Genomic DNA, 22,646 nt, shown 5'->3' with positions numbered 1-22,646 from the left:
ATGGACGATCCTCCCGCGCTGCTGGAGAAGGTGGCCGTCATCCAGACCACCATCGACGATTTGAACCCGCAGGTCTACGGATACCTCATGGAGCGGCTGTTCGCGGGCGGGGCGCTCGAGGTGTTCTACACGCCGATCCAGATGAAGAAGAACCGCCCCGGGACGCTGGTCACGGTGATCGTCGGACGCGAGAAGTTCAACGCGGTGGGCGAGATCCTGTTCCGTGAGACCACGACGATAGGGTTCCGCTACCAGCTCATGGACCGCATCGAGCTGGGGCGCGAGATACGCAAGGCGAAGACGCGCTTCGGAGAGATCCGGATCAAGGTATCGATGCTCAAGGGCGACGAGGTCCAGGCGATGCCCGAGTACGAGGACTGCCGGGCCGCCGCCTTGCAGCACGGCGTGCCGCTGCGCGAGGTCCAGCGTGAGGCGGTGCGGGAGTACCATCGCCGATGAGCCGCTTCTACGTCACCACGCCGATCTACTACGTCAACGATGCTCCCCACATCGGGCATGTCTACACCACCGTCGTGGCCGACGTGCTGGCGCGCTTCCATCGCCTGCTCGGCGACGAGGTCTATTTCCTTACCGGCACCGACGAGCATGGCCAGAAGATCGAGGACTCGGCGCGCGCCCGCAACCTGACCCCGATCGCCCTGGCGGACGAGGTGGTGGCACGCTACCACGCCTTGTGGAAGCGGCTGGGGATGACACACGACGATTTCATCCGCACCACCGAGCCGCGCCACCAGCAGGGCGTCCTGAAGCTCTACGGCCGGATCCGCGGGCGCGGCGACGACATCTACAAGGGGCGCTACGAGGGGTGGTACTGCAAGGGATGCGAGGCCTTCTACCCCGACTCGCAGATCGTCGACGGCCGCTGTCCCGACCAGGGACACCCGGTGCAGCGCCTGTCCGAGGAGAGCTACTTCTTCCGGTTGTCGCGCTACGAGAAACCGCTGCTCGACTACTACGCAGCCCACCCGGAGTTCATCTTCCCGGCCACCCGCCGCAACGAGATCGTCTCCTTCGTCTCCTCGGGGCTGAAGGACTTGAGCATCAGCCGCACCTCCTTCCAGTGGGGCATCCCGTTCCCCGACGATCCGCGCCACATCTTCTACGTCTGGTTCGATGCCCTGGCGAACTACGTCACCGCGCTGGATTTCGCCGGCGAGGGAAAGCTGTACCAGCGCTTCTGGCCGGCCGATGCGCAGCTGGTGGGCAAGGACATCCTCCGCTTCCACGCGGTCTACTGGCCGGCATTCCTGATGGCCGCGGGCCTGCCGCTTCCGAAGAGCATCGTGGCGCACGGCTGGTGGCTGTCCGATTCCGGCAAGATGTCGAAATCGCGCGGCAACGTGATCGAGCCCAACGCGCTGCTGGACGATTTCGGCCCCGACGCGCTGCGCTACTTCCTGATGCGCGAGATGGCCTTCGGTCAGGACGCGGGCTATTCCGACGAGGCGCTCGTCGACCGGACCAACTCCGATCTGGCGAACGATCTGGGAAACCTGATCAGCCGCACGCTCAAGCTGGTGGAGAATTCCTTCGGCGGTGCCATCCCGGACCCGGGGGCCGGGCGCCCCGAGTCCTCGCTGGCCGGCGTGGGGCGCACCGCGCGCGAAGGGATGGTGGCGCGTTTCCAAGAATACGATTTCAGCGGCGGGCTGGCGCGGGTCTGGGAGCTGGTCTCGGCCACCAACCGCTTCCTGGTGGAGCACGAACCCTGGAAGCTGGCCGGCGATCCGGCGCGCCGCAACGAGCTCGCCGGAATCCTCTACGACGCCTGCGAGGCGTTGCGCGTTCTTGGCCAGCTTCTCTCGCCGGTGATGCCCGGCGCGGCGCGCGAGCTGTGGCGCCAGCTGGGTCTCGAGGCGGATCCTTCCGCCGGCAGCCTGCGCGAGCTCGAATGGGGCAAGCTGCCGGTCGGCGCGCTTACCGCGCGCGGCGCCGGATTGTTCCCGCGCATCGACAAGAAAGCCTATCTCGGCCAGCCGGAAACGCCCCGCCCCGTGCCGGGGGGCCGGCCGCCGGCCAAGACGAAGGAGAGCACGGTGGAAGAAAGCGGCATCGATATCGAGGAGTTCCGCAAGGTTCAGCTCAAGGTGGGAAAGGTGGTCGCGGCCGAGAAGGTGGAAGGGGCGAAGAAACTCCTCAAGCTCCAGGTCGACCTGGGAACCGAGGTGCGCCAGATCATCTCGGGGATCGCCGACAAGTACGCTCCCGAGTCGCTGGTAGGCAAGCAGATCGTCCTGGTGGCCAACCTGAAGCCTGCCACCATCCGCGGCGTCGAGTCGCGCGGCATGCTGCTGGCGGCTGAGGACGCCGACGGCAGGGCCACGATCGTCACCTTCGAGGAGCCGGTGAACGTCGGCGCCACGGTGCGCTGAGCCGATGCGGTTCGTCGATTCCCACGCCCACCTCTGCCTGGAAGCCTTCGACGCCGATCGCGAGGCGGTGCTGGCCCGGGCGCGGCAGGCGGGAATGACGCGGCTGCTGTGCATCGGCTCGATGGTGGGAGACGCCGAGGCGGCCCGCGATCTGGCGGAACGCCATCCCGACGTCTTCTTCGCGGCGGGGCTGCACCCGCACGACGCCCGCCACTGGACCGAGGCGATCCGCGACCGGCTCGACTCCCTGGCCTCGCATCCGCGCTTCCTGGCTCTGGGAGAGATCGGCCTCGACTACCATTACAACCACTCGCCCCCGGAGGCGCAGCGGGACGTCTTTCGCGCCCAGATCCGCCTCGCCCGCGAGCGCGGCGTCCCGATTGTCATCCACACCCGTGAAGCGCACGACGACACCCTGCGGATCCTCTCCGAGGAGAAGGCCTCCGAGGCGGGAGGCGTATTCCACTGCTTCTCGGGCAACACCGCGATGGCCGAGTTCGCCGTCTCTCATGGCTTCCGGGTTTCCTTCTCCGGCAGCCTGACCTTCAAGAACTCGGCCGCCTTGCGTGAAATCGCCGCCCATCTGCAGGCGGAAGCCCTGCTGACCGAGACCGACTCCCCCTTTCTTTCCCCCCATCCTCACCGGGGGAAGCGCAACGAGCCGGCCAGGACCGCGGACGTGGTCGCCTGCCTGGCGGAGATCCGCGGCGTCACTCCCGAAGCGATGGGCGAGCAGACCTGCCGGAACTTCCAGCTCGCCTTCCCGCGTCTGAGGGGCGAACCCTTCAAGAGCTAGCCGTCAAACTGTGGTTTAGGGACAGGCAGGAGTCAGGGCAGAGGCGGGGCGCGTCAGAAGACCGCCGGCGTTGGTCCTGGCCTGGCCCAGGCTTCCCTGCCCGAGGCTGTTGCGCTCGGCGACCAGGTAGAAGAACCCGCCTCCGACGGCGGGTGCGGCGGGATCGGCCGCCAGCGGCGAGGTCCGCGTGCAGCCGAAGGAGCTTCCGTAGTTGTCGGCAAGGCCGTCCGCATTGCCATCCACCAGAGGCAGGTTGCCGCGATAGACGTTCCAGGTCCCAATCCCGCCCGTGGGAGGAATGAAACTGAGCTGGGTCCCGTCGTAGACGATGGGACCTGCTTCCGCCGGCACGGCGGAAGGGGTCACCACCAGCCCGCCGGGCATGGCCGATTTGAGCGTGGCGTTCTGAGTGAAAATCGTATGAGGACCGGGGACGCTCGAAGCGGTGTTGACTGAGGTGGCGAGGAAGTCGAGCCCGGTCGGAGGGTCCGAGCCGAAATCGGGTCCGGCGGTGGGGAACGTCGAGATGCCGGACACGGTGATCGTGTCGGCCGGATCGAGGGGAATTCCTTCACCCGCCACAATCAGGTCGAAGCTGGCCCCCTGGGTAATGAACTTCGGGAAGATGTCGGCGCTGACCGGGGGGTTCAGCCCGGTGCCCAGCGTCTTGGTGCCGCTGTAGATCGTGTTCAGCGAGTCGGTAGCGATGTTCAGCGAGTAGAAGGCGCCCGCACCGGCCCCGGCGGCCTGCGAGACGCGCAGGGCGACAGTGGCCGGGAGGGTTGGAATGTCCGCCGACGGAACAAACGTGAAGTCGATCAGCGAATCGACGTCGCCGCCCCCGATATCGAGGCTCTGGGCGAGCAGCGCGCCAGACGGGGCCAACAGCATCAAGGTCGGGTTGAGGGTCGATCCGGCGCGGTTGGCGGTCACCTCCGCCAGGATCCGGTCCCCGAAGTTGACCGTGAAGCTGTAGAAGTCGACGTCGGACGCCGTCGAGATGACCCCTCCACGGCGCTGGCCGATCGCTGCCGCATTGGCGGTCGGCTGGGTATTGTTGTTCTCCGTCTCGGGAATCGCCTTGTTCACGTGGATGGTATAGAAAGAGCCGGGCCCGTCGTCCGGACAGTTCGGGTTCACCGTCGGGAAGTCGACCACCTTGGCGAAAAAGGTGCCGGTGGCCGACAGACGGGCGCCGACGCGCGAATCGTTCCCCTTTCCATCGAAATCATCGTTCGTCGCCAGCTGGGTCGTCCCGTTGGTCGAGAGAAGCGTCAGGACCGGGTCCAGAGGGCAGCCGTCGCCACTGGAGTCTACATCGATGGTGATGATGTCCCCCGTCGTCCCCGGGAAGCTGAAGAAGTCGTTGTCGGCCTTCGGATTTACCAGCCCGGAAGTGAGGGCTTCGAGCGCCACCGGATTGGCCGAAGCCGAGGTGCCGTTCGACTCCGTCTCGGTGCCGTACGGCGCCCCCATGTCGATGACGTTGCCGCTGCTGGTGGCGCCGGCGCTGACGGTCACCGTGGTGGGCGAAGCGTTCCCTCCCAGGAAGGTGGTGACGAAGGGGAAGAAGGCGTTCATGAATAGGCTGACGTTGACGTCCTGCTCGATCAGGACTCCGTCCATCGGCTCGGCGAAGACCTGGTAGCCGCCGGGAAGCAGTCCTGTCAGCAGATAGCTTCCATCGATCCGGGAGATGTCGCTGACCAGGGCAAGCCCGTTGGCGTCCTGCGCCACGACGTGGGCTCCGGGGACCACCAGCCCCGACGTGGTCCGCGTGAACCCGGAGATGCTCCCGGTGGCCGCGACGAGATCACCGTCGCCCGCCTGCAGCCCCGCGATCCCGGAGCCGGCCGCCGATTCGGGGTAGAGGGCCGAGACACCCAGCCGGTCGTCCGAGTCCAAATTGCGCTGGAACTGCTGGCCGTCGGCGCCGATCGGGAACATCACCCCGCTGACGATGCCGGGATGATCCAGTCCCTGCATGTGCCCCAGCTCGTGGGTCGCGATTCCCTGGATGTCGAAGGTGTCGACAGGCGTGGGCGTGGCCGTGGAGAAGGTCAGCGTTCCGTTGAACACCAGGTCGGAGTCGGTGATTATTCCCGTCGATGCGGTGAAGGCGACGTTCGTGGCGGCGATGACGCTGCTCCCCGCACCGAAGATGGCTCCGGTTTCGTCGAAGAAGATCGAGTTCTTCCCGTCGGTGCTGTTGAGCGCCGTCCCCGTTCCCACGACCGGCGCCGCGAAGGCGAAATAAGAGGTGTTGATGGCGGTCCAGCTCTGCTCGGCGGCGATGATGGCGTTGGTGTCGGCGGAGCCCGGCACGTTGTCGGAACCGGCCGAGCTGATCAGCGTGGGAAGCGGCAGGTTTGCGATGGGCCAGGTCGCCGGCGGATTGCTGAAAGATTCGTTGCGAATGGCGATGTAACCGGTCGCCGGCCGGATCGAGGCGGCGGCCAGAACGGCCGCCAGCAGGAACGCTCCGGGTCTTGCGGCACCGCGCCTCACGGAGCGCGACCTTCCGCCTGGTCCCGCACCAGGCCGCGGATGCGCTGCAGGAACTGGTCGAAAGTTCCTGCGGCAGGCGACACTCCCGCGTCGGAGGAAACCGTCTCATTCCCGGGCACGAGGCTGCCGATCGCTTCGGGGGAAACCCCTTCCACACCGCGCCCGGCGCCCGCCGTGGGTCGGAAAGCCCCCTGGAAAATCCCCATCACCTGCGAGTAGCCGCCACGATCGTCGCCGGTCAGGAAGACGAGCACTTCCTGCTTGACCGAGAAGCGCGGGGTCCCGGCAACGTAAATGACCCGGTCACCCACGCGACCGCCCATCTGCCGGAAGGTGAGGGTTTCGCCGGCGGCGGGTGCTTTCCCCTTGAGCATCTCCTTGGGCGTCAGCGTCACGTAGGTATAGATCTGCGTGCCTCCCTCCTCCCACTGACTGTGCGTCTCGACCACCGTCCCATGCACGATGCGCGGCGAGCGCTTCACCATCTCGGAGAGGGTCAAGGGCTTCACGGTGGTGGCGAGGGCCGCGGAAAGGCCGGCCGCCGACAGGACGAGGCTCATCACGATGCGGAGGGCGCTTCGCAGAAAAGGCTCCAAATAAAGGCTTGCGAGGCAGTAAATCTACCCTTAGGCACCTTGGCAATCAAGAGAATTGCGCAAATGTTCCCTGCGACGCTCCTCTGGCGTCAGCCCGCCGCCAGGGACGCGACGGCGTTTACCAAAAGCGACCCCCAGCCCCGGAGCCGGCGGTTGAATCCCGCCGTCCCATCCCTCTATACTGCCTGCCAGCGATCTCTCCCGGAGCCTCAAATCATGGATTTCGTGGTGGTGACGACAGCGGAAGGAAAGGCGATCCGCAGAGACCTGGACCTGCCCAAGATCTCCATCGGCCGATCCTCCAAGAACGAGCTGGTCCTGGCCGACCTGTCTCTTTCCCGCGTCCACGCGGAGATCTATCGCGAAGGGGATCGCTACCTGGTCCGGGACGCGGGGAGCAAGAACGGGACGCTGCTGAACGACCGCCAGCTCAGCTCCCCCGTTGTGCTCAAGAAAGGTGACCGGATCACCCTGGGAAGCGCCCAGATCTGGTTCAACGTCGAGCCCCAGCAAAGGGTCGAGATTACCGACAAGCCGACGCCGGTGGCGGGGACGACGGTCGTCCCGGTGGAGCAGCTGATCACCGACCCCACGACGCTGGGCGGCACCTCGCTGCTGCCGGAGCGCCGCACCGCGCTGCCTCTGGAAATCCTGCAGAAGGCGGGCGAGCAGCTGGTGGCCACGGCCCCACTCGACGATCTGCTCCATTCGATCATGGATCTGGTCTTCCAGGCGGTGAAGCCGGAGCGCGGCTGCCTGATGCTCCTGAACAGCAGCCAGTCGCTGGAGCCCAAGGTGGTGCGCGACGAGAAGAGCGGCATCGCCGAGGAGATCACCCTTTCCCGCCACATCGCCGACATGGTCGTCAAGGGGAAGCAGTCGGTCCTCACTTCGGATGCGATGCAGGACCCGCGCTTCGAGCAGGGGGCCAGCATCATGGCGCAGGGGATCCGCTCCGCCATGTGCGTGCCGCTGTGGAACAGCCGGGAGGTGATCGGGCTGGTCTACGTCGACAGCCGCATCCGCAGCAACTCCTTCACCCCGGCCGACCTGAGGCTCCTGTCGAATCTGGCCAACGTGGCGGCGGTGAAGATCGAGAACAACCGGCTGTTCGAGGAGACGCTGGCGGTGCGGGCCCTGCAGCGCGACCTGGAGCTGGCGGCCCAGATCCAGAGGAATCTGATGCCGCGTTCCTGTCCGCCGCTTCTCGGCTACGACATCGCGGGCACCAACCTCCCCTGCCGGACCGTCGGAGGCGACACCTACGACTTCCTGCCGCGCGAGGGGAACCGCCTCTGGGTGGCCGTCGGGGACGTGGCGGGCAAGGGGCTGCCGGCGGCGATGATCATGTCGCACTTCCAGGCGATGCTGCGCGGCCTGGCCGAGGCGGACCGCCCCCTGTCGCAGATCGCCGCCGTGCTCAACGACCGCCTCACCCAGACGCTGTCCGCCAACCAGTTCATCTCCTTCTTCCTGGCCGAGATCGATCCCGCCGGCGGCGTCCTGCGCTACGTCAACGCCGGGCACAACCCGCCGATGAAGGTCAGCACCTCGGGAGAGGTCGAGAGGCTCAAGGGGAGCGGTCCGGTCCTGGGGGTGGTGGGCGGCGTTCCCTATCCGGCTCACGAGACCTCGCTCTCTCCCGGCGAGATCCTCCTGCTGTACAGCGACGGCGCCACCGAGAGCCTGAATCTCGCGGGGGAGGAGTTCGGGGAGGACCGTCTCATCGATTGCCTGAAGACGGTGCGCGCCGTGGAGAGCGAGACGGGCCTCAACCGGTTGGAGGAGAGCATCCTCGGGTTCTGCGGCGGGGCCGCCCGCTACGACGACATCACCCTGCTGATCATCCGGCGGGCGGCATGACACCCGGCGTGGAGACCCGCGTCACCTTCAAGATCGTCACCTCGCCCTTGTGGCTGACGCTGAGCCTGGGATTCATCCTCTTCCTGGCGGGCGCCGCGGCCGGCGAATCGCCGGGAGAGACGCTCGAAACCTGGCCGAGGCTGGCGGCGCTGGCTCCCCTGGTCCTGCTCTCCCTGCTGATGCTGCTCGACTCGATCCACCGCGTGGAGATGCAGAGCGACGGCATCCGCGTGACCTCGCTCGCGGCCCTGCTGCTGGGACGGATCTCGGCCCTGCGGCGCTGGCAGTCGGACCGCAGCTTCAAGCTCTCCTGGTCGGCGGTCGACGCCGTGGAGCTGCGCATTCCGCGCTTCCAGTCGCCGCTGCGCCGCCACGTGCCGCGTGGATGGCTCCTGGCCGGCTCCTCGGGCCGCGTCATCCGGATTCCGCTGGGCCATCCGCAGCTGCCGCGGGTCCTGGCGTTGTGCCGCCGCTTCGTGCATCCCTTCTTCGTGCACCTGCCGGTACCCGACTGGGAAGGGAAGATTCCGTCGCGCCGCGCCCTGGAGCGCCGCGTCCGGACGATCGTCTGCGACGATACGGTGAGCCCGGATTACGTCGCCGAGACCGCGCGCATCTGTTTTCTTTGGGGGAATCCGACGCAGGCGGAGCGTCTGATGGACCTGGCCCTCGCCTCGCACCCCATGGAGGAGTCGCTGCTGGAGGATTACTACCGGACGATGAAGCGCCTCGGCCGGCGCGACAAGGCGCTCTCCGCGCTCGAAAAGCTCCTGGTGCTGCGCAGCTCGCCGATGGACCTGCTGGAGATGGCCGAGATGCGTCATTCCCAGGGGGATCGTAAAGGAACCACCGAATACCTGCTGCAGGCCGCCGAGTATCCTCCCTCATCGGATCTGGCCCACTTCCTTCTCGGGTGCCTGTATCTACAACGAGAAGGATTGGAGGAAGCGGCCCTGGAACAGTGGAAGAAGGGGCTGGACCGCGCCCGCCACCCGCAGCTCCTGGCGAAGCTGGTGGAAGCCTACCGCTATCATCGGGCGCTGTTGACGACCCCGGGCTTCTTCGAGCGCGAGCACCGCCGATTGAGCCGGCTGTCATGGGGCAGGAAGCTGGGAGTGGTCGGGGCGGTCATGGTCCTCGCCTCCATTACCTGGTGGTGGCTGTCGCCGGAGAGCGCCATCCCCTTCCCGGGACGCAGCGGCATGCTCCTCATCCTGGGAGGACTGCTGCTGATTGCGGGCGCCATGGTGGGAAGAAGCGGCAGCGGCCCGATCAACGGGCGATGAGCAGCTCGACCCGCGCCACGATCTTCTGATCCACCCTGCCGACGCACTCCGCCTTCAATCCCACCGCCCCCGACTCGAGCAGGATCGATGTGATCTCCAGCGCGTCGCCGATCCTGACCGGGGCTTCCAGCGCGGCGTGATCGATCCGCAGGATCCTCCCCTCGCCGACATTCTCCCCGGCCGTCAGGAACGCTGCCCCCTGGCAGAGAGCCTCGAGCACCAGCGGGAAAGGCACCCTCTCCTGCCCCGCCAGCAGCTCCTCCGCGGCGGAAAAGATCTTGACCGTCACGCAGCGCTCACCCGGCTTCCGGTCGGTGCAGCGGTCCACCTGCCGGAACGGCGGCGCTTGCGCCAGCCGACTCATCGGGACGTGGCGTCGCAGCTCATCGCCTTTCCGGTCTTCTTCTATCATCGGACTTCCGCCATCGGCCCCCCCGGCGGTTTTCAGGTGTCTATGGGCCTGATCAGCGACCTCTCGGGCTTCGCTCGGCGGCCTCCCGGGCTTCGCTCGGCGGCCTCCCGGCCTAGGCTCAGAGGCCTTTGGGCCCTATCGTTCAGCGGCCTTTCGGGCTTTGCTCAGCGGCCTTTCGGCCTTGTCGCGAATCCCAGGTAGCTGACCGACACGTCGTCCGACACCACGATCGAGTAGGTCGAGCCGCTCCCCTGGCGCGACAGGCCGCGGATCTCGCCGGGCTGCAGTCCGGCGCGCTCCAGCGCCGCGCGCATCGCCTCGGGAGTGATGAACTTGTGGAAGTCGTGCGCCCCTTTCGGCATCACCCGCTGCCGGTATTCCTGCTCCCAGATCAGGAAAGTGAAGGCCTCCAGCGTCTGATTGTGAGTGAGGAAGCCGAAGAACCCGCCCGGCTTAAGCGCCCGGGCGCAGGCGCGCAGCGTCGCTTCCAGGTCCTGAACATGCTCCAGGACGTCCACCGCGAAGACGGCGTCGAACTCGTCGTGGAAGCCGATCTCCTCGGCAAATCCGGACCGGTATTCGATCGGCAGATTCTCGGAGCGCGCGTGCTCTTTGGCCTGGGCCAGGCTGGCCTCGGAAGGATCGACGGCCACGACCTGCGCTCCCTCGCGCGCCAAGGACTCCGACAGGATGCCGCCGCCGCAACCGACATCGAGCATCCGCTTTCCCTCGAACGAGCCCAGCCTCTCCCGGAAATAGGCGACCCGCGCCCGGTTCAGCACGTGCAGCCCGCCGACGACGCCGTCCAGGTCCCACCAACCCCCCGGCGTCTCGCGCGAGAAGCGATCGTACTTCTGGTGCTCCTCCAGCCCGCGCCAGTCGGGTGCGGGTCCCTGCGTCGGCTCCATCGTCCCGCTCATCTCGACCTCCTTGTGGCTTCATCCCGCCGCCTCCCCGCGGGAAGCGTTCGATTCTCAGATGGCGAGCCCGCCGTCCACGCGCAGGCTCGCGCCGGTGATGTACGAGGCGGCATCCGAGGCGAGGAACAGCACGGCCGCCGCCACCTCCTCGGCTCTACCCGGCCGCCCCAGCGGCACCGCCTCCAGCATCGACTTGCGGGTGCTCTCCGGCAGCGCGGAGATCATTTCCGTCTCCACCGGCCCCGGCACGACCGCGTTTACCGTGATTCCGAAGGTGGCGACCTCGCGCGCCAGGGAGCGCGTGAATGAGAGGACCGCGCCCTTGGCGGCGGCGTAGGCGGTCTGCCCCTCGCGCCCGCGCAGCGCGCTGGCGGAGGCGACGCTCACGATACGACCGGCGCGCTGGTGGATCATGGCGCGCAGGACGGCGCGGCTGGCGTGCCGGACGCTGTCCAGGTTCACTGCCAGGATCCGTCGCCATTCTTCTTCTTCCTGGAACGCGAGCAGGGCATCGGCGCTCTCGCCGGCATTGTTCACCAGGATATCGATCCTTCCGTCTTCATCGCCGGCCGAGGCGATCCAGTCCTGCACTTCACGCTCGAGCCTGACGTCCACCTGCCGTCCGATGGCGTATCCGCCGCGCTCTTCCGCCAGCCGCGCGGTCTCGCGAGCCGGCGCTTCCTCGCGCCGGTAGGTGAAGCGGACGCGCGCCCCTCCCGCCGCAAGCCCCAGGACGATCTCCCGGCCGATGCCGCGCGAGCCTCCCGTCACCAGCGCCACGCGGCCGGCCCATGCCGGCACGCTATCCACCGGCGGTCTCCTGCCATTTCACGGAGACGTTCAGGTAGACCGGAACCGCCTCGCTGCCGCGCATCGCCGGGGAGAAGATCAGCTTGCGTGCCGCCTCGAGCGCCGCCTGGTCCATCGCCGTGTCGCCGCAGCTGGTTTGGATTGAGGCGTCGGGGACGTGCCCCGTCTCGTCGACGATCAGCCGGAGCGTCGGCACTTTCTGCGGGGCAATCACTCCCTCGGGCACGGTCACAGGCACGAGGATGCGCGGCTGCGTCAGGTCCTCGCTGAGCGCGTCGACGGGAGTGCCGGGCACCTTGGAAGGGGCAATTTCCCGGCCGTGGCCGTCGGTGGAGAAGCGGCATTTCACCGCGGTGCCTTCGAGCTTGGCGGGCTCGAAGCGCCATACCTCCTTGATGGCCTGCTGGCGCTTCGCCGGCTCGGGGGTCTGTTGCGAGACGAAGCGTACGTCGATGACCCGGCCCGTTTCGTCGACCGACAGGTCCAGCGGGTCGCTGCCTTCCACGCCCTGGCCCGCGGCATCCATGCCGCGCTTCGGCGCCGTCCAGCGCACATCGCCCGGATCCCAGGGCTTCGGCTTGCCCGGACCGGTGAGCACCTCCCCGGAAGGCCCCTCCTTCGCCGAGGCGAGATCGGAGTTGACCCGCTTGTTCTTGAGCACGACGGTCACGGGGATCGGCACGAGGGGATTGTCCTTCAGGTCCCTCGGGACCGCGGCGATCGCCTGCGCCACATCCAACCCCGAGATGACCTCTCCGAAGATGGTGTACTTGCCGTCCAGGCGAGGGAGGTTCTCCAGGGCGATGAAGAACTGGCAGGAACCGGAGTCGGGATCGGCGTCGCGCGCCATCCCCACCGTTCCCGGACGGTAGTGCAGGGAGGTGAACTCCGCCTTCAGCTTGCGATCGGCTTCGCCCTCCCCGTCGTTGGCGCGGTCGGCATCCTTGGAGTTGGGGTCGCCTCCCTGGATCACGAAATGAGGGATGACGCGGTGGAAGGTGGTGCCGTCGTAGAAGCCGCGTCCGATCAGCTCCTTCACGTAGGCCACATGCCCCGGAGCGGCCTGCGGCAGAAATCGGAAGACGATGTCGCCCATGCTCGTATGGATCACGGCGACCTCCTCCTTGGAGGATGCCGCCGCGGCCGGCGTGGCCGTGGAGGCGCACGCCGCGAAGGTGAGGATGGCCGCCAGGGCCGGATGCCGCTTCATGGCTTGCTTTCTCCTTCGATGCGTTGGCCCGGACGCCGCCGGGCAAGCTGCCGGTCGAGGGCGTTGGCGAAACGCTGCCGGTCGGCGTTGGAGAAGGGGCCCGGGCCCCCCGTGATCTGTCCCTCGGCGCGCAGCGATTGCAGGAAATCGCGCACCGACAGCCGCTCCCCCACGTTCTCCGCCGTGTAGGTCTCGCCCCGCGGGTCGATCGCCACCGCCCCCTTCTCGACCACCTTGGCCGCCAGCGGGATGTCGGCGGTGATCACCAGATCTTCCGCCACGGCCTGCTCCGCGATGTGGCGATCCGCCGCGTCGAGGTCCTTGCTCACCTGCACGGCGGTGATCCAGGCCGACCGCTTCGGGACACCGCCCCGGTTGGAAACGAACAGGACGGGAATCTCGAGGCGCACGGCGGCCCGGAACACGATCTCGCGCACCGCCTGCGGGCAGGCGTCGGCGTCAATCCAGATGCGCAACCGCCTTGCCTCCCGCCTGGAACATGCCGCGATAGTGCCGGTACCAGTCGCTCTGGAACCGCTCGTCCGGATCGTAATGCTTCTTCTTCTCCAGGAACTCCGGAAACTGCGGGTAGCAGGCCAGCACCTGCTCCCGGCTCGCCCAGCGATGATACGTGAGGTAGTAGCTGCCGCCGAAACCGATGCCCCGATCGATCAGCTGACGGAAGGCGGCCTGCGCCTTGCGCACCCCCGCCTCGTCGTGCTCGACATGCAGGTTGAAGATGATGCAGGCGTAGGGACGCTTCGCCCAGGCCAGGAAGGTCTCGTCGTCCGCCTCGATCAGCCGCACCGTGCCATAGATCAAGTTCATTTTCGCCGCCTGCACGTCGCGCCGGACCACTTCCAGGAACTCCCCCAGGGCATCGCGCGGCACGTAGATCTCGGTGATCATCTCGCTTCCGGAGGCGAGCCGCCCCAGGCAGCGGCGCAGCTGCTCGTGATAGTCCTCGATGTAGACGCTCAGCTGGTGGGTGTCTGACCAGTAGATCTGGCCCGAGGTCGAGAGATAGTAGTCGGAGTACTTCTTGAACGCCTGATCGCGATGCAGGTGCCCCAGGCAGATGAGATCCATCCAGGCGTCGCGCGGCATCTCTGCCGGGTTCTCCGGCACCGGGGTGGAGGGATCCACGGGCCGGTAGCAGGCGAAGACTCCCTTGCGCAGCAGCGTGTCGGAGCCGACGTCGGTGGAGAACTGGAAATCGCCGTACAGGAAACCCGACGCGATGCGCTCCGCGAGGCGCTCGGCGAGATGCGCCGAGTCGACGATCTCCACGACGCGCTCGAGCTTGAGCCGCTCGCCGAGCCGCAGGCGCACCGACGCGATCGCCCCGAACAGCCCGTAGCCCCCCACCGCGAGGCGGAACAGCTCCGGGTTCTGCTCGCGGCTGCACCGGCGAAGCTCTCCTTTGCCGTCGACCAGAGTGAGGGCGGCGACGTCGGCCACCAGCGGCTTGAAGCGCAGCCCGCGCCCGTGGGCGTTGGCCGACACGGCGCCACCGAGGCTCAGGCGATCGGCCCCCGTCTGCTTCTGCCGGATGCCCCAGCTCTTCGGCGAGCCGCTCTGCTCGCGCACCAGGAACTCCACCAGCTCCGGCCAGCGCATGCCCGCTTCGACCTCCACCTCGCCGGACTGCGCGTCGAGCTCCATCACCCGGTTCAATCCATTGAGATCGATGAGCACCGTGTCGGCGCCGAACTGCTGCCCGCCCATGGCGTGACGTCCCGCCGCCAGGCTGAGGGCGCTTCCCTGCACGCCGGCGCGGCGCACCTCCTCCTGAAGCTGCGCGAGCGTGGCGGGGCTGGCGATGCGGGCCACCCGGGTCGGGTTGAGCCCCGAATGGACGTCGTTGACCCACAATCCGCTGCGGATCCCCGCCGCGGCGCGGATCGCGGCTCCCCGGGAGATTGCATAGGCGACGCAGGCCTTCAGACCATAGTCCAGCAGCCGGCGTCGGGTGAAACGGCGGCCGGATCGCGGGCGCCTCATGGCCCGAAAACCGCCGAGCGGATCTCCAGGGGGATCTTGCCGGCATCCGGGCGCGGCTTAAGGGAAGCTTCGACATGGGGAGAAGAAGGAAGGCTGCGGCCCGGATCGCCGCCGAGCCGGACCTTCAGGATGTCGCGCTGCCCGCCGCGCAGGACCGTGAGCGGCACGACGGACCCGGGCGTCGCCTCGCATAGCGCGCTGCGCAGCGATTGGAATCCGGTCACGGGCGAGCCGGCGGCCTCCACCAGGATGTCCCCCGCGGAAAGATCCCCCGGCTCGCAGCGCAGCAGCTCGATTCCTGCTTCGGTCCGCCGCGCCGAAGGACATCGCAGCAGCGTTCCAAGGAGATCCTCCAGCACGGGAAGCTGTGTCTTCCGGACCTCGAGAGCGATGCCGGACAGGCCCAAGGTCTGCTCCAGGGGAAGCACCCTCTCGCCGGCGATGTGGTCGCGGAAGAAAGCGTCGAGATCCACCCCTGCGGCTCTCGAGACTTCCCGGCGGACGTCCTCCAGGGTCAGTGCCTGCCCGCCGCGGGCGCGGCGGTAGAGCCGCCGCATGACCTCGTCGAGGGAGCGCCGGTTCTTCGTGGCGGCGCGGATCTCGAGGTCGAGCGACAGCGCCGCCAGGAAGCCGCCGTCATAGACCACGGCCGGGTTCAGGAACTTCTCGTCGCCCGCGGCGAGCAGCCCCTTGCCGCCCGCCGCTTCGAGGTAGGCGGCTGCCTTGTCGCCCACCTTCCGGCGGAACTCATCGGAGGAGATCTGTCCGAGCCGGCGCGGCAGCTGGAAGGCGTAGTACTCCGTGAAACCTTCGGTGAACCAGTAGGCCTGCCGGTCGAAATGAAGCGTGTTGCCGTTCCACAGGTGGAAGATCTCGTGGCATAGAAACGGCCTCCACCGATCGGCGTTGTACTCGCTCAGCGGCTCGTCGGCCAGGAAGCTGACGTCGTCGCCGAAGGTGCCGCCGTCGAGACTGCCCGGACGCGCGCCGACGCTCCCGGCCACCAGGATCCGCCGGGGCGGCGCTCCATGGAACAGCGCCCCCGCGGCATTGAGGAAGCGGGCGATGGCCGGCTCGACCTGCTCCATCGAGGAGCCCATCGGTCCGGCCAGGGCGAGGAGGATTTCCGCCTCGCCGACGGCGAGGCGCGATTCCCGCTGACTGCCCACCATCAGAAAGCTGTTGCGCAGGTGATCTTCATCGTCGACCCGGTAGCGCCCCACGAATCCGGGAACGGGAGGATAGGAGACCGAGATGCGGCTCCCCGGCTCGGCGGTCAGAGAGAGCTCGGGGCGGCTGCGAGGCGCGGTGATGAACAGCGAGCGCCCGGTCCAGAAGGCGCCGCCGTCGAAAGCATAGGGAGCCTCGTCGGGTCCCGGGCCCCATCCTTCGGTGTCATGGGTGAGACGTACGGTATAGCGGAACTCGACTCTTCCAGAGGGGTCGACCGGCAGTGTGATTCCGTCGGCCGGCATTTCCATCCCCTCCACGTGCGATCCATAGCCTCCCGGAAAGCCGTCATCCGCCATGCTCAGCCGCACCTCGGCGGGACGATTTGCCGGATCGCCAATCCAGGCGAGCCGCGCGGCAATCTCCGCCTGGCGCTCCGCGGCCGCGGAGCTTTTGAAACGCACCTCGTAGGTCGCCCGCCATAGCGGCGCCTCGAGCGGCCCCACTCCCGCGTAAGCCGCCTCTCCCGCGATGAGAAGCGCCGCACAGAAGGCTCCAGGCAACCACCCCCGCATCAGCTGCGTGATGTGTCCCCCTCGGACGTGTCATAGTCGTCGTGCTGCAGGCTGCGATGCTCGTGCAGCACCTTCCAGACCCCAGCGCGGCGCTCCAGGACCAGCGTCGCCGCGCCCGCGAGGTCTTCCCGGCCCATGCCGAAGGACAAGGTGACGTTCACCGGAAGGACCACCAGGGCATGGTCTTCTCCCAGGAAAACGACTTCCATCGTGCCGGGAGCCCAGACTTCCTCGCCGGCGGTCCCCGCCATCCGGTCGGTTTCGTCGCGGATCGCCTCCCACCCGCGCAGGATCTCTCCTTCCAGGACCGAGGTCGTCTCCGCCTTGTGGCTGAACCGCTCCATGATGCCGGTCGGATCGGCCCGGTTCAGCGAGTCGAAGTAATCGCGCACCGCCTCCTGCACCTGCGCCTGCGAATCGGCGCGCCGGCAGGCGGCCCCGGCCGCCAAGGCGATCAGGAGGAACGCCGTCAGGATCCGTCTCGACCGCCGCTTCATCGCCTCACCTCCTCGGGGAGCGGTTAGCCTATCCCCAAGACGCCCCGGCGCGCCAGCGCGGCGGGTTTGACAGGATTCCTCGCGCCGCCCGATAATCGGGACCGAATTGAGAACGATTATCAACTTTGATCGGAGAAGCCTTGGACGCGACCGGCCGCTTCGAGCGCTACCTCGCCGTCAACCGCCTGAAGATGACCCGCTCCCGCCGCGCCATCCTGGAGGAGATCCTCGCGGTGCGCGGCCACTTCACGGCTGACGATCTGCTGGCCCATTTCCGCCGCCGCGGGCGCGAGGTGGCCCCGGCGACGCTGTACCGCACCCTGGCGCGCCTTGTGGAGGCGGGGCTGGTGCACCGCATCGACATGGCGAAGGGCCAGGCGCGCTACGAGCCGATGGTGGGAAGGCACCACCACGACCACATGGTCTGCGTGAGCTGCGGCAAGATCCTGGAGTTCGAGAACCGCCAGATCGAGCGGCTGGTGGCGGCCATCTGCCGCCGGCGCCGGTTCCAGCTGATCGAGCACACCCACCAGCTCCGCGGCCGCTGCTCCGCCTGCGCCCGCTCTTCCCGGTCGTCATCCGGACAGCCCGCAGTCTCCTGAAGATGTTCGAAGCCCTGGTCGTGACCCTCCGGGAAGGCGTGGAAGCCGCCCTCGTGGTGGGGATTATCCTCGCGTATCTCAAGCGCACCGGACGCGAGATTCTGGGACGCGCCGTCTACTGGGGCCTGGGGGCCGGCATCGCGGCGAGCCTGATCGCCGCCGCCGTCTTCGTGCGACTGGGGATCGCGGAGGAGGCCTACGAAGGCTGGCTGATGGTGCTGGGCTCGTTCTTCGTGATCACGATGGTGATCTGGATGTGGCGCACCGGCAAGGGGATGCGCGGCGAGATCGAGGGACGGCTGGAGGCCATGGCGCACAAGGACTCCGGGACGATCGCCGCGGGACTGTTCGGCCTGACCTTCCTGCTGATCCTGCGCGAGGGAGTGGAGACGGTCCTGTTCCTGGGGGCGGTGAAGCTGACCTCCGATTCGCTGCTCGCCTACCTGGGGGGCGCCGTCGGACTCGCACTCGCCACGCTGTTCGGTGTCGCCTTCGTCCGCGGCAGCATCCGGGTCGATCTGGCGCGCTTCTTCAAGGTGACCGAGATCGTCCTGCTCCTGTTGGGGGCCCAGCTCCTGATCGGCGGCCTGCACGAATTCGGCGAGCTGGGGAGCCTGCCGGTGGGGCGGCGCGAGATGCGCCTCATCGGCCCGATCGTCAAGAACGACGTGCTGGTGGTCGTGTCGCTGCTGGCGCTGCCGCTCATCGTGATGCTGGTGCCGGGCCGCGAAGATCGGCGCCGGCGCAGCGACGCCCAGAAGCTGGAAGGACCGCAGCGCCGCCTGGCCCTGGCCAGGCTGCGGCGCGACAGCCTCTGGAGGCGGCTGCTGGCGACGGCGGGGACGCTCATCATCGCCTCGCTGACCGTGTCCTACGCCTATTCGCGGCTGCCGAAAGGAATCGATCCGCCGGCGCTGCTGACACCGGAGTCGCAGGACGAAGTCCGCCTGTCCACCTCCGGGCTGGGGGACGGGCACCTGCATCGCTTCGGCGTGTCGATCGACGGCGTGGTGGTGCGCTTCTTCGTCATGCAGTCGCACGGCAAGCCGGTTCCCGCCTTCGACGCCTGTCAGGTCTGCGGGGCATCCGGCTACGTGGAGATCAAGGGGCGGCTCGTCTGTCTCGCCTGCGCCGCCGACATCAATCGCGAGACCCTCGGAACGGCAGGCGGCTGCAACCCGGTGCCGCTCCCCTACCGTGATGAAGGAGGCGATCTGGTGCTGCGCCTCGCCGATCTGCGCACCATGGTGAACGCCTTCCGCGCGGCTCCCGCGGCGGCCGGCGCGCCGCCGGTGAATTGAGGGTAACAATGCTCCTGCGCATCCTGGGTGATTCCCTCTTCCGGCAGAAGCGGCGCAAGCTGGTTGTCCTGGCGGCCGTGACGCTGGGGACCGCCGCGGCCGCGGCGCTGGCCGACATCGCCATGGACATCGGCGACAAGATGAGCCAGGAGCTGAAGCGCTTCGGGGCCAATCTCGTCCTGCTCCCCGCCGAGGGTGGCGGCGAGGTGAAGGTGGCCGGCGAGGAGATGGGCGCCTGGCGGATGCCCTCTTATCTCGACGCCGCCGGCCTTGCGAAGGTCAAAGACAATTTCTGGAAGAACAACATCCTGGCCTTTGCGCCGGTTTTCGAGGCGCGGGTGCACGCTGAGGGGCGCACGGCCGCCCTGTGGGGGACCTGGTTCGAGCGGCGTTTCGACCTTCCCTCCGGGGAGCGCTTCGTCACCGGAATCCGCAGCCTGAATCCCGCCTGGAGCGTGAAAGGGCGCTGGATCGAGGACCTCGATCCGGAAGCCGTTTCCGTCGACCCGCCGCCCGCGCTGGTGGGTGTCCGGCTGGCAGCGGCCCTGGGAGTGGAGGTGGGATCCCGCCTTGGCGTGCGTGCCGAGGGGGGCGACTTGCCGCTCCAGGTGGTCGGGCTGCTGCGCGGCGGGGGCGAGGAGGAAGACGCCATCCTGGTGACTCTGGAAACGGCCTGGAAAGCCGCCGGGACGAGCGGCAAGATTACGCGCATCGCGGTGAGCGCCCTGACCACCCCGGAGAACGCCTTCTATGCGCGTCTGGGGAGCGACCCCCGGAAGATTCCGCCCAGCGAGTTCGAGCGCTGGTCCTGTACTCCCTTCGTCTCATCGATCGCCTATGAGCTGGAGCGCTCGGTCCCCGGGTCGCGTGCGCGGATCGTGCGGCGCGTGGCGGAATCGGAAGGGCGCATCCTGCAGCGCGTCTCCGCGCTCCTGCTTCTGCTGGCGCTGATGGCCGGATTGGGGGCCACGCTGGCGGTGACCAGCGCCCTGACGGCCGCGGTGCTGGAGCGACGCGCCGAGTTTGGCCTGCTCAAGGCGCTGGGAGCGGGAAACGCTTCGGTCATCGGCCTGCTTGCGGCCGAGGCCGGAATCCTGGGAATCGCCGGCGGACTCTTCGGGGCGCTCGCCGGCGCCTGGCTGGCTCGCTGGATCTCCCTCGCGCTGTTCGGCAGCCCGGTGGCCATTCCGCCGCTCGCCGTGCCGTTGGCGGTGGCGGCCGCGCTGGCCATGGCGTTTCTGGGATGCGTGATCCCGGCGCGCCGGCTGCTCCAATTGCACCCGTTCGAGATGCTGCGTGGCCTCTAGGATGCTGCGCCGGCCGGGACGCAACGCCGGGGTGGCGATGCGCTTCCTGCTGCGCTCCCTGGCGCTGCGCCGCGGCAACTTTCTGATGGCCATCGTGGCGATTGCCTCGGCCGCCACGCTCACGGCGACGCTTCTGGCGCTCGACGCCGACGTGCGGCGCAAGATGTCGCAGGATGTCAGGGGATTCGGGCCCAACATGCTGGTGACGCCGCCGCTCGGGACCGAAGGGGCAATCCTCGATGAAGCGGCGCTGCGGGGCGCCGCGGCGCGACTCGCGCGCGCCGGAATTGCCGTCGAGCCGCCGCCCGCGCTTCTCCTGCTGGCCTCCGGAGGAGTCCGACCGGCAGGCACCGAGGGCGCCTGGCACGGCGCCACCGTCACGGGAGCGGAGTTTCCCGCGCTGCCGCGCCTCAACGCGGGCTGGAAGATCGAGGGGGCATGGCCGAATACGGCGACCGAGTGCGTCGTCGGATCGGCGCTTGCCGAGCGGATCTCATCGCCTCGGGGCTCGTCTCTGGTGATTCACCTGGGAGACCATGAGCTTTCCTGCCACGTCAGCGGCGTGCTGGCCACCGGAGAATCGGAAGAAGAGCAGATCTTCCTGCCGCTGTCCTCGCTTCAGGAGAAGATCGGTGCCGCGGGGCGCGTCTCCCTCGCTTCCTTCACCATCTCGGGCGGCTCCGCCGAGGTGACGCGCGCGGCGCGGCTTCTCGAAAAGGAGCTCCCCGGCGCGCAGGCGCGCGTCTTGTGGCAGGTGGCCGAGGGCCAGGGAGCGCTCCTGGCGAAGCTGCACCGCCTGTCGTTGTCGCTCTCGCTGGTGGTGCTGGTGCTGTGCGCCCTGTGCGTGATGACGACGCTGCTTTCCTCGGTGCTGGAGCGGGAGCCCGAGATTGGCTTGATGCGATCGCTGGGGGCCGGCGACGGGGAGATCCTGGCGATGTTCCTCGGGGAGGCGACGATCCTGAGCCTGATTGGAGCCTTGTCGGGTACGCTCGTCGGCGGGGTCCTGGCGCGCCTGCTGGGGCAGCGCCTCTTCGACGCGGCGGTGACGCTGCGCTGGGAGGTTCTGCCGGCGGTGCTGGGCGTCTCGCTGGCGCTCGGCTGGATTGCCGTCCTGGCGCCGCTGCGCCGGGCCCTCGCGGTCCGGCCCGCCGACGCGCTGCGGGGAGAATGATGAGCTTCGTCAGTCTGCAGAACGTGACGCGGCGCTACGACCGCCAGGTGACCGCTCTGGACCGGGTGAGCCTCGATATCGCCGCCGGAGAGTGGGTCGCCGTGATGGGCCCCTCCGGGTCGGGCAAGACGACGATGCTGAACCTGCTCGGCGGGCTCGACGCTCCCGACGAGGGACACATCCTGGTGGGCGGGGTCGACCTCTCCTCCCTGCCGCGGAGAGAGCGCATTCGCTACCGCCGCGAGTCGGTCGGGCTGGTATTCCAGCAATACCACCTCATCCCCTATCTGACCGCCGTCGAGAACGTGATGCTGGCGCAATATCTCCATAGCCAAGCCGACGAGACGGAGGCGAGGCAAGCCCTCGAGCAGGTCGGCTTGGGCCACCGGCTCGAGCACCTTCCCGCGCAGCTGTCGGGAGGCGAGAAGCAGCGGGTCGGGATTGCCCGCGCCCTGATCAACCGCCCGCAGCTGGTGCTGGCCGACGAACCCACCGGCTCCCTGGACGCCGAGAACCAGCAGGCGGTACTGGAGCTTTTCCAGCGCATCCACGCGGCGGGGCAGACGCTGGTGATGGTCACCCACGATCCGACGGTCGGCGGCCTCGCCGACCGCCAGATCCGCCTGGAGCACGGGCGCATCGCCGGCGAGGTATTTGCCTCGCACGCGAGCGAGGAGGACATCGACGAGGTTCTGGAATATCTCTGGATGAAGCACGAGGGGGACGCCGCGGCCCATGAGATCTGCGGGCGCGGGTTCCGCCTCGCCACGCCCCCGCTGCTCGAGCGCCTGCGTGCCAGCGGCATCGTGGGACCGTCATCGGATCCGGAGCTGACGCCCGCCGGCCTGGTCCGTGCCGAGAGCCTCGTGCGGCGCCAGCGGCTGGCGGAGACGCTTTTCACCCAGACCTTCCAGATGCAGGAGCATCAGGTGGAGGAGGAGGCTTGCGTTTTCGAGCACATCCTCTCCCCCGCCATGACCGATTCGATCTGCACCTTCCTGGGCCATCCGAAGCTCTGCCCGCACGGCAAGCCGATCCCGCGCGGCGAATGCTGCCGCCAGGCGGGCAAGGCGCTGGCCCGCTAGAGCCAGGGCCAACCCGAGGCAGTGGAGAACATTGGTACCACAGAGCTCCATGCGCTCCTCATCGAGCTCAAGTCCGAGCCTCGGTAGGTGTCAGCAGAGCACTTGGATATGTGGTACCTGAGCAGCCGGGAATATAT

General features: G+C 68.0%; 20 protein-coding genes. 10 read left to right on the top strand and 10 right to left on the bottom strand.

The features are described 5' to 3' along the window. The 3 genes from larC to VFW45_07940 form a co-directional block, all read left to right on the top strand. The coding region (larC, locus tag VFW45_07950; protein HEU5180711.1) for a nickel insertion protein at positions 1-459 on the top strand (459 nt) is incomplete at its 5' end. Beyond that, a complete protein-coding gene (gene metG / locus VFW45_07945) occupies positions 456-2,393 on the top strand; it encodes a methionine--tRNA ligase (protein HEU5180710.1) in 1,938 nt (645 codons plus the stop codon). The genes larC and metG, both read left to right, overlap by 4 nt. 4 nt (positions 2,394-2,397) lie before the next feature. Then, positions 2,398-3,189: a TatD family hydrolase gene (locus VFW45_07940; protein HEU5180709.1), complete on the top strand. Its 792-nt coding sequence runs from the start codon at positions 2,398-2,400 to the stop codon at positions 3,187-3,189. Between the two features lie 15 nt (positions 3,190-3,204). Here the strand turns inward: VFW45_07940 and VFW45_07935 are convergent, their stop codons facing one another. Both VFW45_07935 and VFW45_07930 read right to left on the bottom strand, forming a co-directional pair. Continuing rightward, positions 3,205-5,697 carry a matrixin family metalloprotease gene (locus VFW45_07935; GenBank protein HEU5180708.1) on the bottom strand — a complete coding sequence of 831 codons (2,493 nt, stop codon included), beginning with the start codon at positions 5,695-5,697 and terminating at the stop codon, positions 3,205-3,207. Beyond that, a complete protein-coding gene (locus VFW45_07930; GenBank protein ID HEU5180707.1) occupies positions 5,694-6,260 on the bottom strand; it encodes a hypothetical protein in 567 nt (188 codons plus the stop codon). The genes VFW45_07935 and VFW45_07930 overlap by 4 nt, the downstream gene beginning before the upstream one ends. A 249-nt stretch (positions 6,261-6,509) precedes the next feature. Between VFW45_07930 and VFW45_07925 the strand changes: the two genes are divergently transcribed. Together VFW45_07925 and VFW45_07920 are read left to right on the top strand one after the other, a co-directional pair. Then, positions 6,510-8,156 (top strand): SpoIIE family protein phosphatase, encoded by a 1,647-nt coding sequence (locus VFW45_07925; GenBank protein HEU5180706.1) that lies wholly within the window; start codon positions 6,510-6,512, stop codon positions 8,154-8,156. Further along, the gene (locus VFW45_07920) at positions 8,153-9,442 is read left to right on the top strand and encodes a hypothetical protein (GenBank protein ID HEU5180705.1); all 1,290 of its coding nucleotides are present in this window, start codon (positions 8,153-8,155) and stop codon (positions 9,440-9,442) included. The genes VFW45_07925 and VFW45_07920 overlap by 4 nt, the downstream gene beginning before the upstream one ends. Here the strand turns inward: VFW45_07920 and VFW45_07915 are convergent. The 8 genes from VFW45_07915 to VFW45_07880 all read right to left on the bottom strand — a co-directional run bounded on the left by VFW45_07915 (position 9,429) and on the right by VFW45_07880 (position 17,040). Then, positions 9,429-9,854, bottom strand: a complete 426-nt coding sequence (locus VFW45_07915) for a hypothetical protein (protein ID HEU5180704.1) — start codon at positions 9,852-9,854, stop codon at positions 9,429-9,431. The two genes, VFW45_07920 and VFW45_07915, sit on opposite strands and share 14 nt — an antisense overlap. Before the next feature lie 164 nt (positions 9,855-10,018). After that, on the bottom strand, positions 10,019-10,774 hold the full coding sequence (ubiG, locus tag VFW45_07910; protein HEU5180703.1) for a bifunctional 2-polyprenyl-6-hydroxyphenol methylase/3-demethylubiquinol 3-O-methyltransferase UbiG: 756 nt from the start codon (positions 10,772-10,774) through the stop codon (positions 10,019-10,021). 54 nt (positions 10,775-10,828) lie between these two features. Continuing rightward, positions 10,829-11,584, bottom strand: coding sequence for a 3-oxoacyl-ACP reductase family protein (locus VFW45_07905; GenBank protein ID HEU5180702.1), 756 nt, complete (start codon positions 11,582-11,584; stop codon positions 10,829-10,831). Beyond that, positions 11,577-12,794, bottom strand: coding sequence for a TonB family protein (locus tag VFW45_07900; protein HEU5180701.1), 1,218 nt, complete (start codon positions 12,792-12,794; stop codon positions 11,577-11,579). The genes VFW45_07905 and VFW45_07900 overlap by 8 nt, the downstream gene beginning before the upstream one ends. After that, a complete protein-coding gene (locus VFW45_07895) occupies positions 12,791-13,270 on the bottom strand; it encodes a YaiI/YqxD family protein (protein ID HEU5180700.1) in 480 nt (159 codons plus the stop codon). Before VFW45_07895 ends, VFW45_07900 begins: the two co-directional genes overlap by 4 nt. After that, complete coding sequence (locus VFW45_07890; GenBank protein ID HEU5180699.1) at positions 13,254-14,798, bottom strand: FAD-binding oxidoreductase; 1,545 nt, start codon at positions 14,796-14,798, stop codon at positions 13,254-13,256. Before VFW45_07890 ends, VFW45_07895 begins: the two co-directional genes overlap by 17 nt. Next, a complete protein-coding gene (locus VFW45_07885; GenBank protein HEU5180698.1) occupies positions 14,795-16,531 on the bottom strand; it encodes a hypothetical protein in 1,737 nt (578 codons plus the stop codon). The genes VFW45_07890 and VFW45_07885 overlap by 4 nt, the downstream gene beginning before the upstream one ends. An 11-nt stretch (positions 16,532-16,542) precedes the next feature. After that, on the bottom strand, positions 16,543-17,040 hold the full coding sequence (locus VFW45_07880; protein ID HEU5180697.1) for a nuclear transport factor 2 family protein: 498 nt from the start codon (positions 17,038-17,040) through the stop codon (positions 16,543-16,545). 140 nt (positions 17,041-17,180) lie between these two features. Here VFW45_07880 and VFW45_07875 point away from each other — a divergent pair, with 140 nt between their 5' ends. From VFW45_07875 to VFW45_07855, 5 genes are read left to right on the top strand one after another with little or no spacing between them, the layout of a single operon-like run. Continuing rightward, the gene (locus tag VFW45_07875; protein HEU5180696.1) at positions 17,181-17,642 is read left to right on the top strand and encodes a transcriptional repressor; all 462 of its coding nucleotides are present in this window, start codon (positions 17,181-17,183) and stop codon (positions 17,640-17,642) included. A 2-nt stretch (positions 17,643-17,644) separates the two neighbouring features. Next, the gene (locus VFW45_07870; GenBank protein ID HEU5180695.1) at positions 17,645-18,943 is read left to right on the top strand and encodes a Fe-S-containing protein; all 1,299 of its coding nucleotides are present in this window, start codon (positions 17,645-17,647) and stop codon (positions 18,941-18,943) included. An 8-nt stretch (positions 18,944-18,951) separates the two neighbouring features. Then, complete coding sequence (locus VFW45_07865) at positions 18,952-20,250, top strand: ABC transporter permease (protein HEU5180694.1); 1,299 nt, start codon at positions 18,952-18,954, stop codon at positions 20,248-20,250. Beyond that, positions 20,240-21,424 carry an ABC transporter permease gene (locus VFW45_07860; GenBank protein ID HEU5180693.1) on the top strand — a complete coding sequence of 395 codons (1,185 nt, stop codon included), beginning with the start codon at positions 20,240-20,242 and terminating at the stop codon, positions 21,422-21,424. The genes VFW45_07865 and VFW45_07860 overlap by 11 nt, the downstream gene beginning before the upstream one ends. After that, a complete protein-coding gene (locus VFW45_07855; protein ID HEU5180692.1) occupies positions 21,424-22,509 on the top strand; it encodes an ATP-binding cassette domain-containing protein in 1,086 nt (361 codons plus the stop codon). The genes VFW45_07860 and VFW45_07855 overlap by 1 nt, the downstream gene beginning before the upstream one ends. The last annotated feature ends 137 nt before the right edge of the window (positions 22,510-22,646 follow it).

Source organism: Candidatus Polarisedimenticolia bacterium, from assembly GCA_035764505.1.
GTDB lineage: Bacteria > Acidobacteriota > Polarisedimenticolia > Gp22-AA2 > AA152 > AA152.
This window is presented reverse-complemented; position numbering and strand designations above follow the sequence as displayed.

Excerpts from the sequence above, each read along its gene's own strand:
- metG (HEU5180710.1), top strand. The coding sequence starts at position 456 with ATGAGCCGCTTCTACGTCACCACGCCGATCTACTACGTCAACGATGCT.
- VFW45_07940 (HEU5180709.1), top strand. The coding sequence starts at position 2,398 with ATGCGGTTCGTCGATTCCCACGCCCACCTCTGCCTGGAAGCCTTCGAC.
- VFW45_07925 (HEU5180706.1), top strand. The coding sequence starts at position 6,510 with ATGGATTTCGTGGTGGTGACGACAGCGGAAGGAAAGGCGATCCGCAGA.
- VFW45_07920 (HEU5180705.1), top strand. The coding sequence starts at position 8,153 with ATGACACCCGGCGTGGAGACCCGCGTCACCTTCAAGATCGTCACCTCG.
- VFW45_07915 (HEU5180704.1), bottom strand. The coding sequence starts at position 9,854 with ATGATAGAAGAAGACCGGAAAGGCGATGAGCTGCGACGCCACGTCCCG.
- ubiG (HEU5180703.1), bottom strand. The coding sequence starts at position 10,774 with ATGAGCGGGACGATGGAGCCGACGCAGGGACCCGCACCCGACTGGCGC.
- VFW45_07900 (HEU5180701.1), bottom strand. The coding sequence starts at position 12,794 with ATGAAGCGGCATCCGGCCCTGGCGGCCATCCTCACCTTCGCGGCGTGC.
- VFW45_07890 (HEU5180699.1), bottom strand. The coding sequence starts at position 14,798 with ATGAGGCGCCCGCGATCCGGCCGCCGTTTCACCCGACGCCGGCTGCTG.
- VFW45_07880 (HEU5180697.1), bottom strand. The coding sequence starts at position 17,040 with ATGAAGCGGCGGTCGAGACGGATCCTGACGGCGTTCCTCCTGATCGCC.
- VFW45_07870 (HEU5180695.1), top strand. The coding sequence starts at position 17,645 with ATGTTCGAAGCCCTGGTCGTGACCCTCCGGGAAGGCGTGGAAGCCGCC.
- VFW45_07865 (HEU5180694.1), top strand. The coding sequence starts at position 18,952 with ATGCTCCTGCGCATCCTGGGTGATTCCCTCTTCCGGCAGAAGCGGCGC.
- VFW45_07855 (HEU5180692.1), top strand. The coding sequence starts at position 21,424 with ATGAGCTTCGTCAGTCTGCAGAACGTGACGCGGCGCTACGACCGCCAG.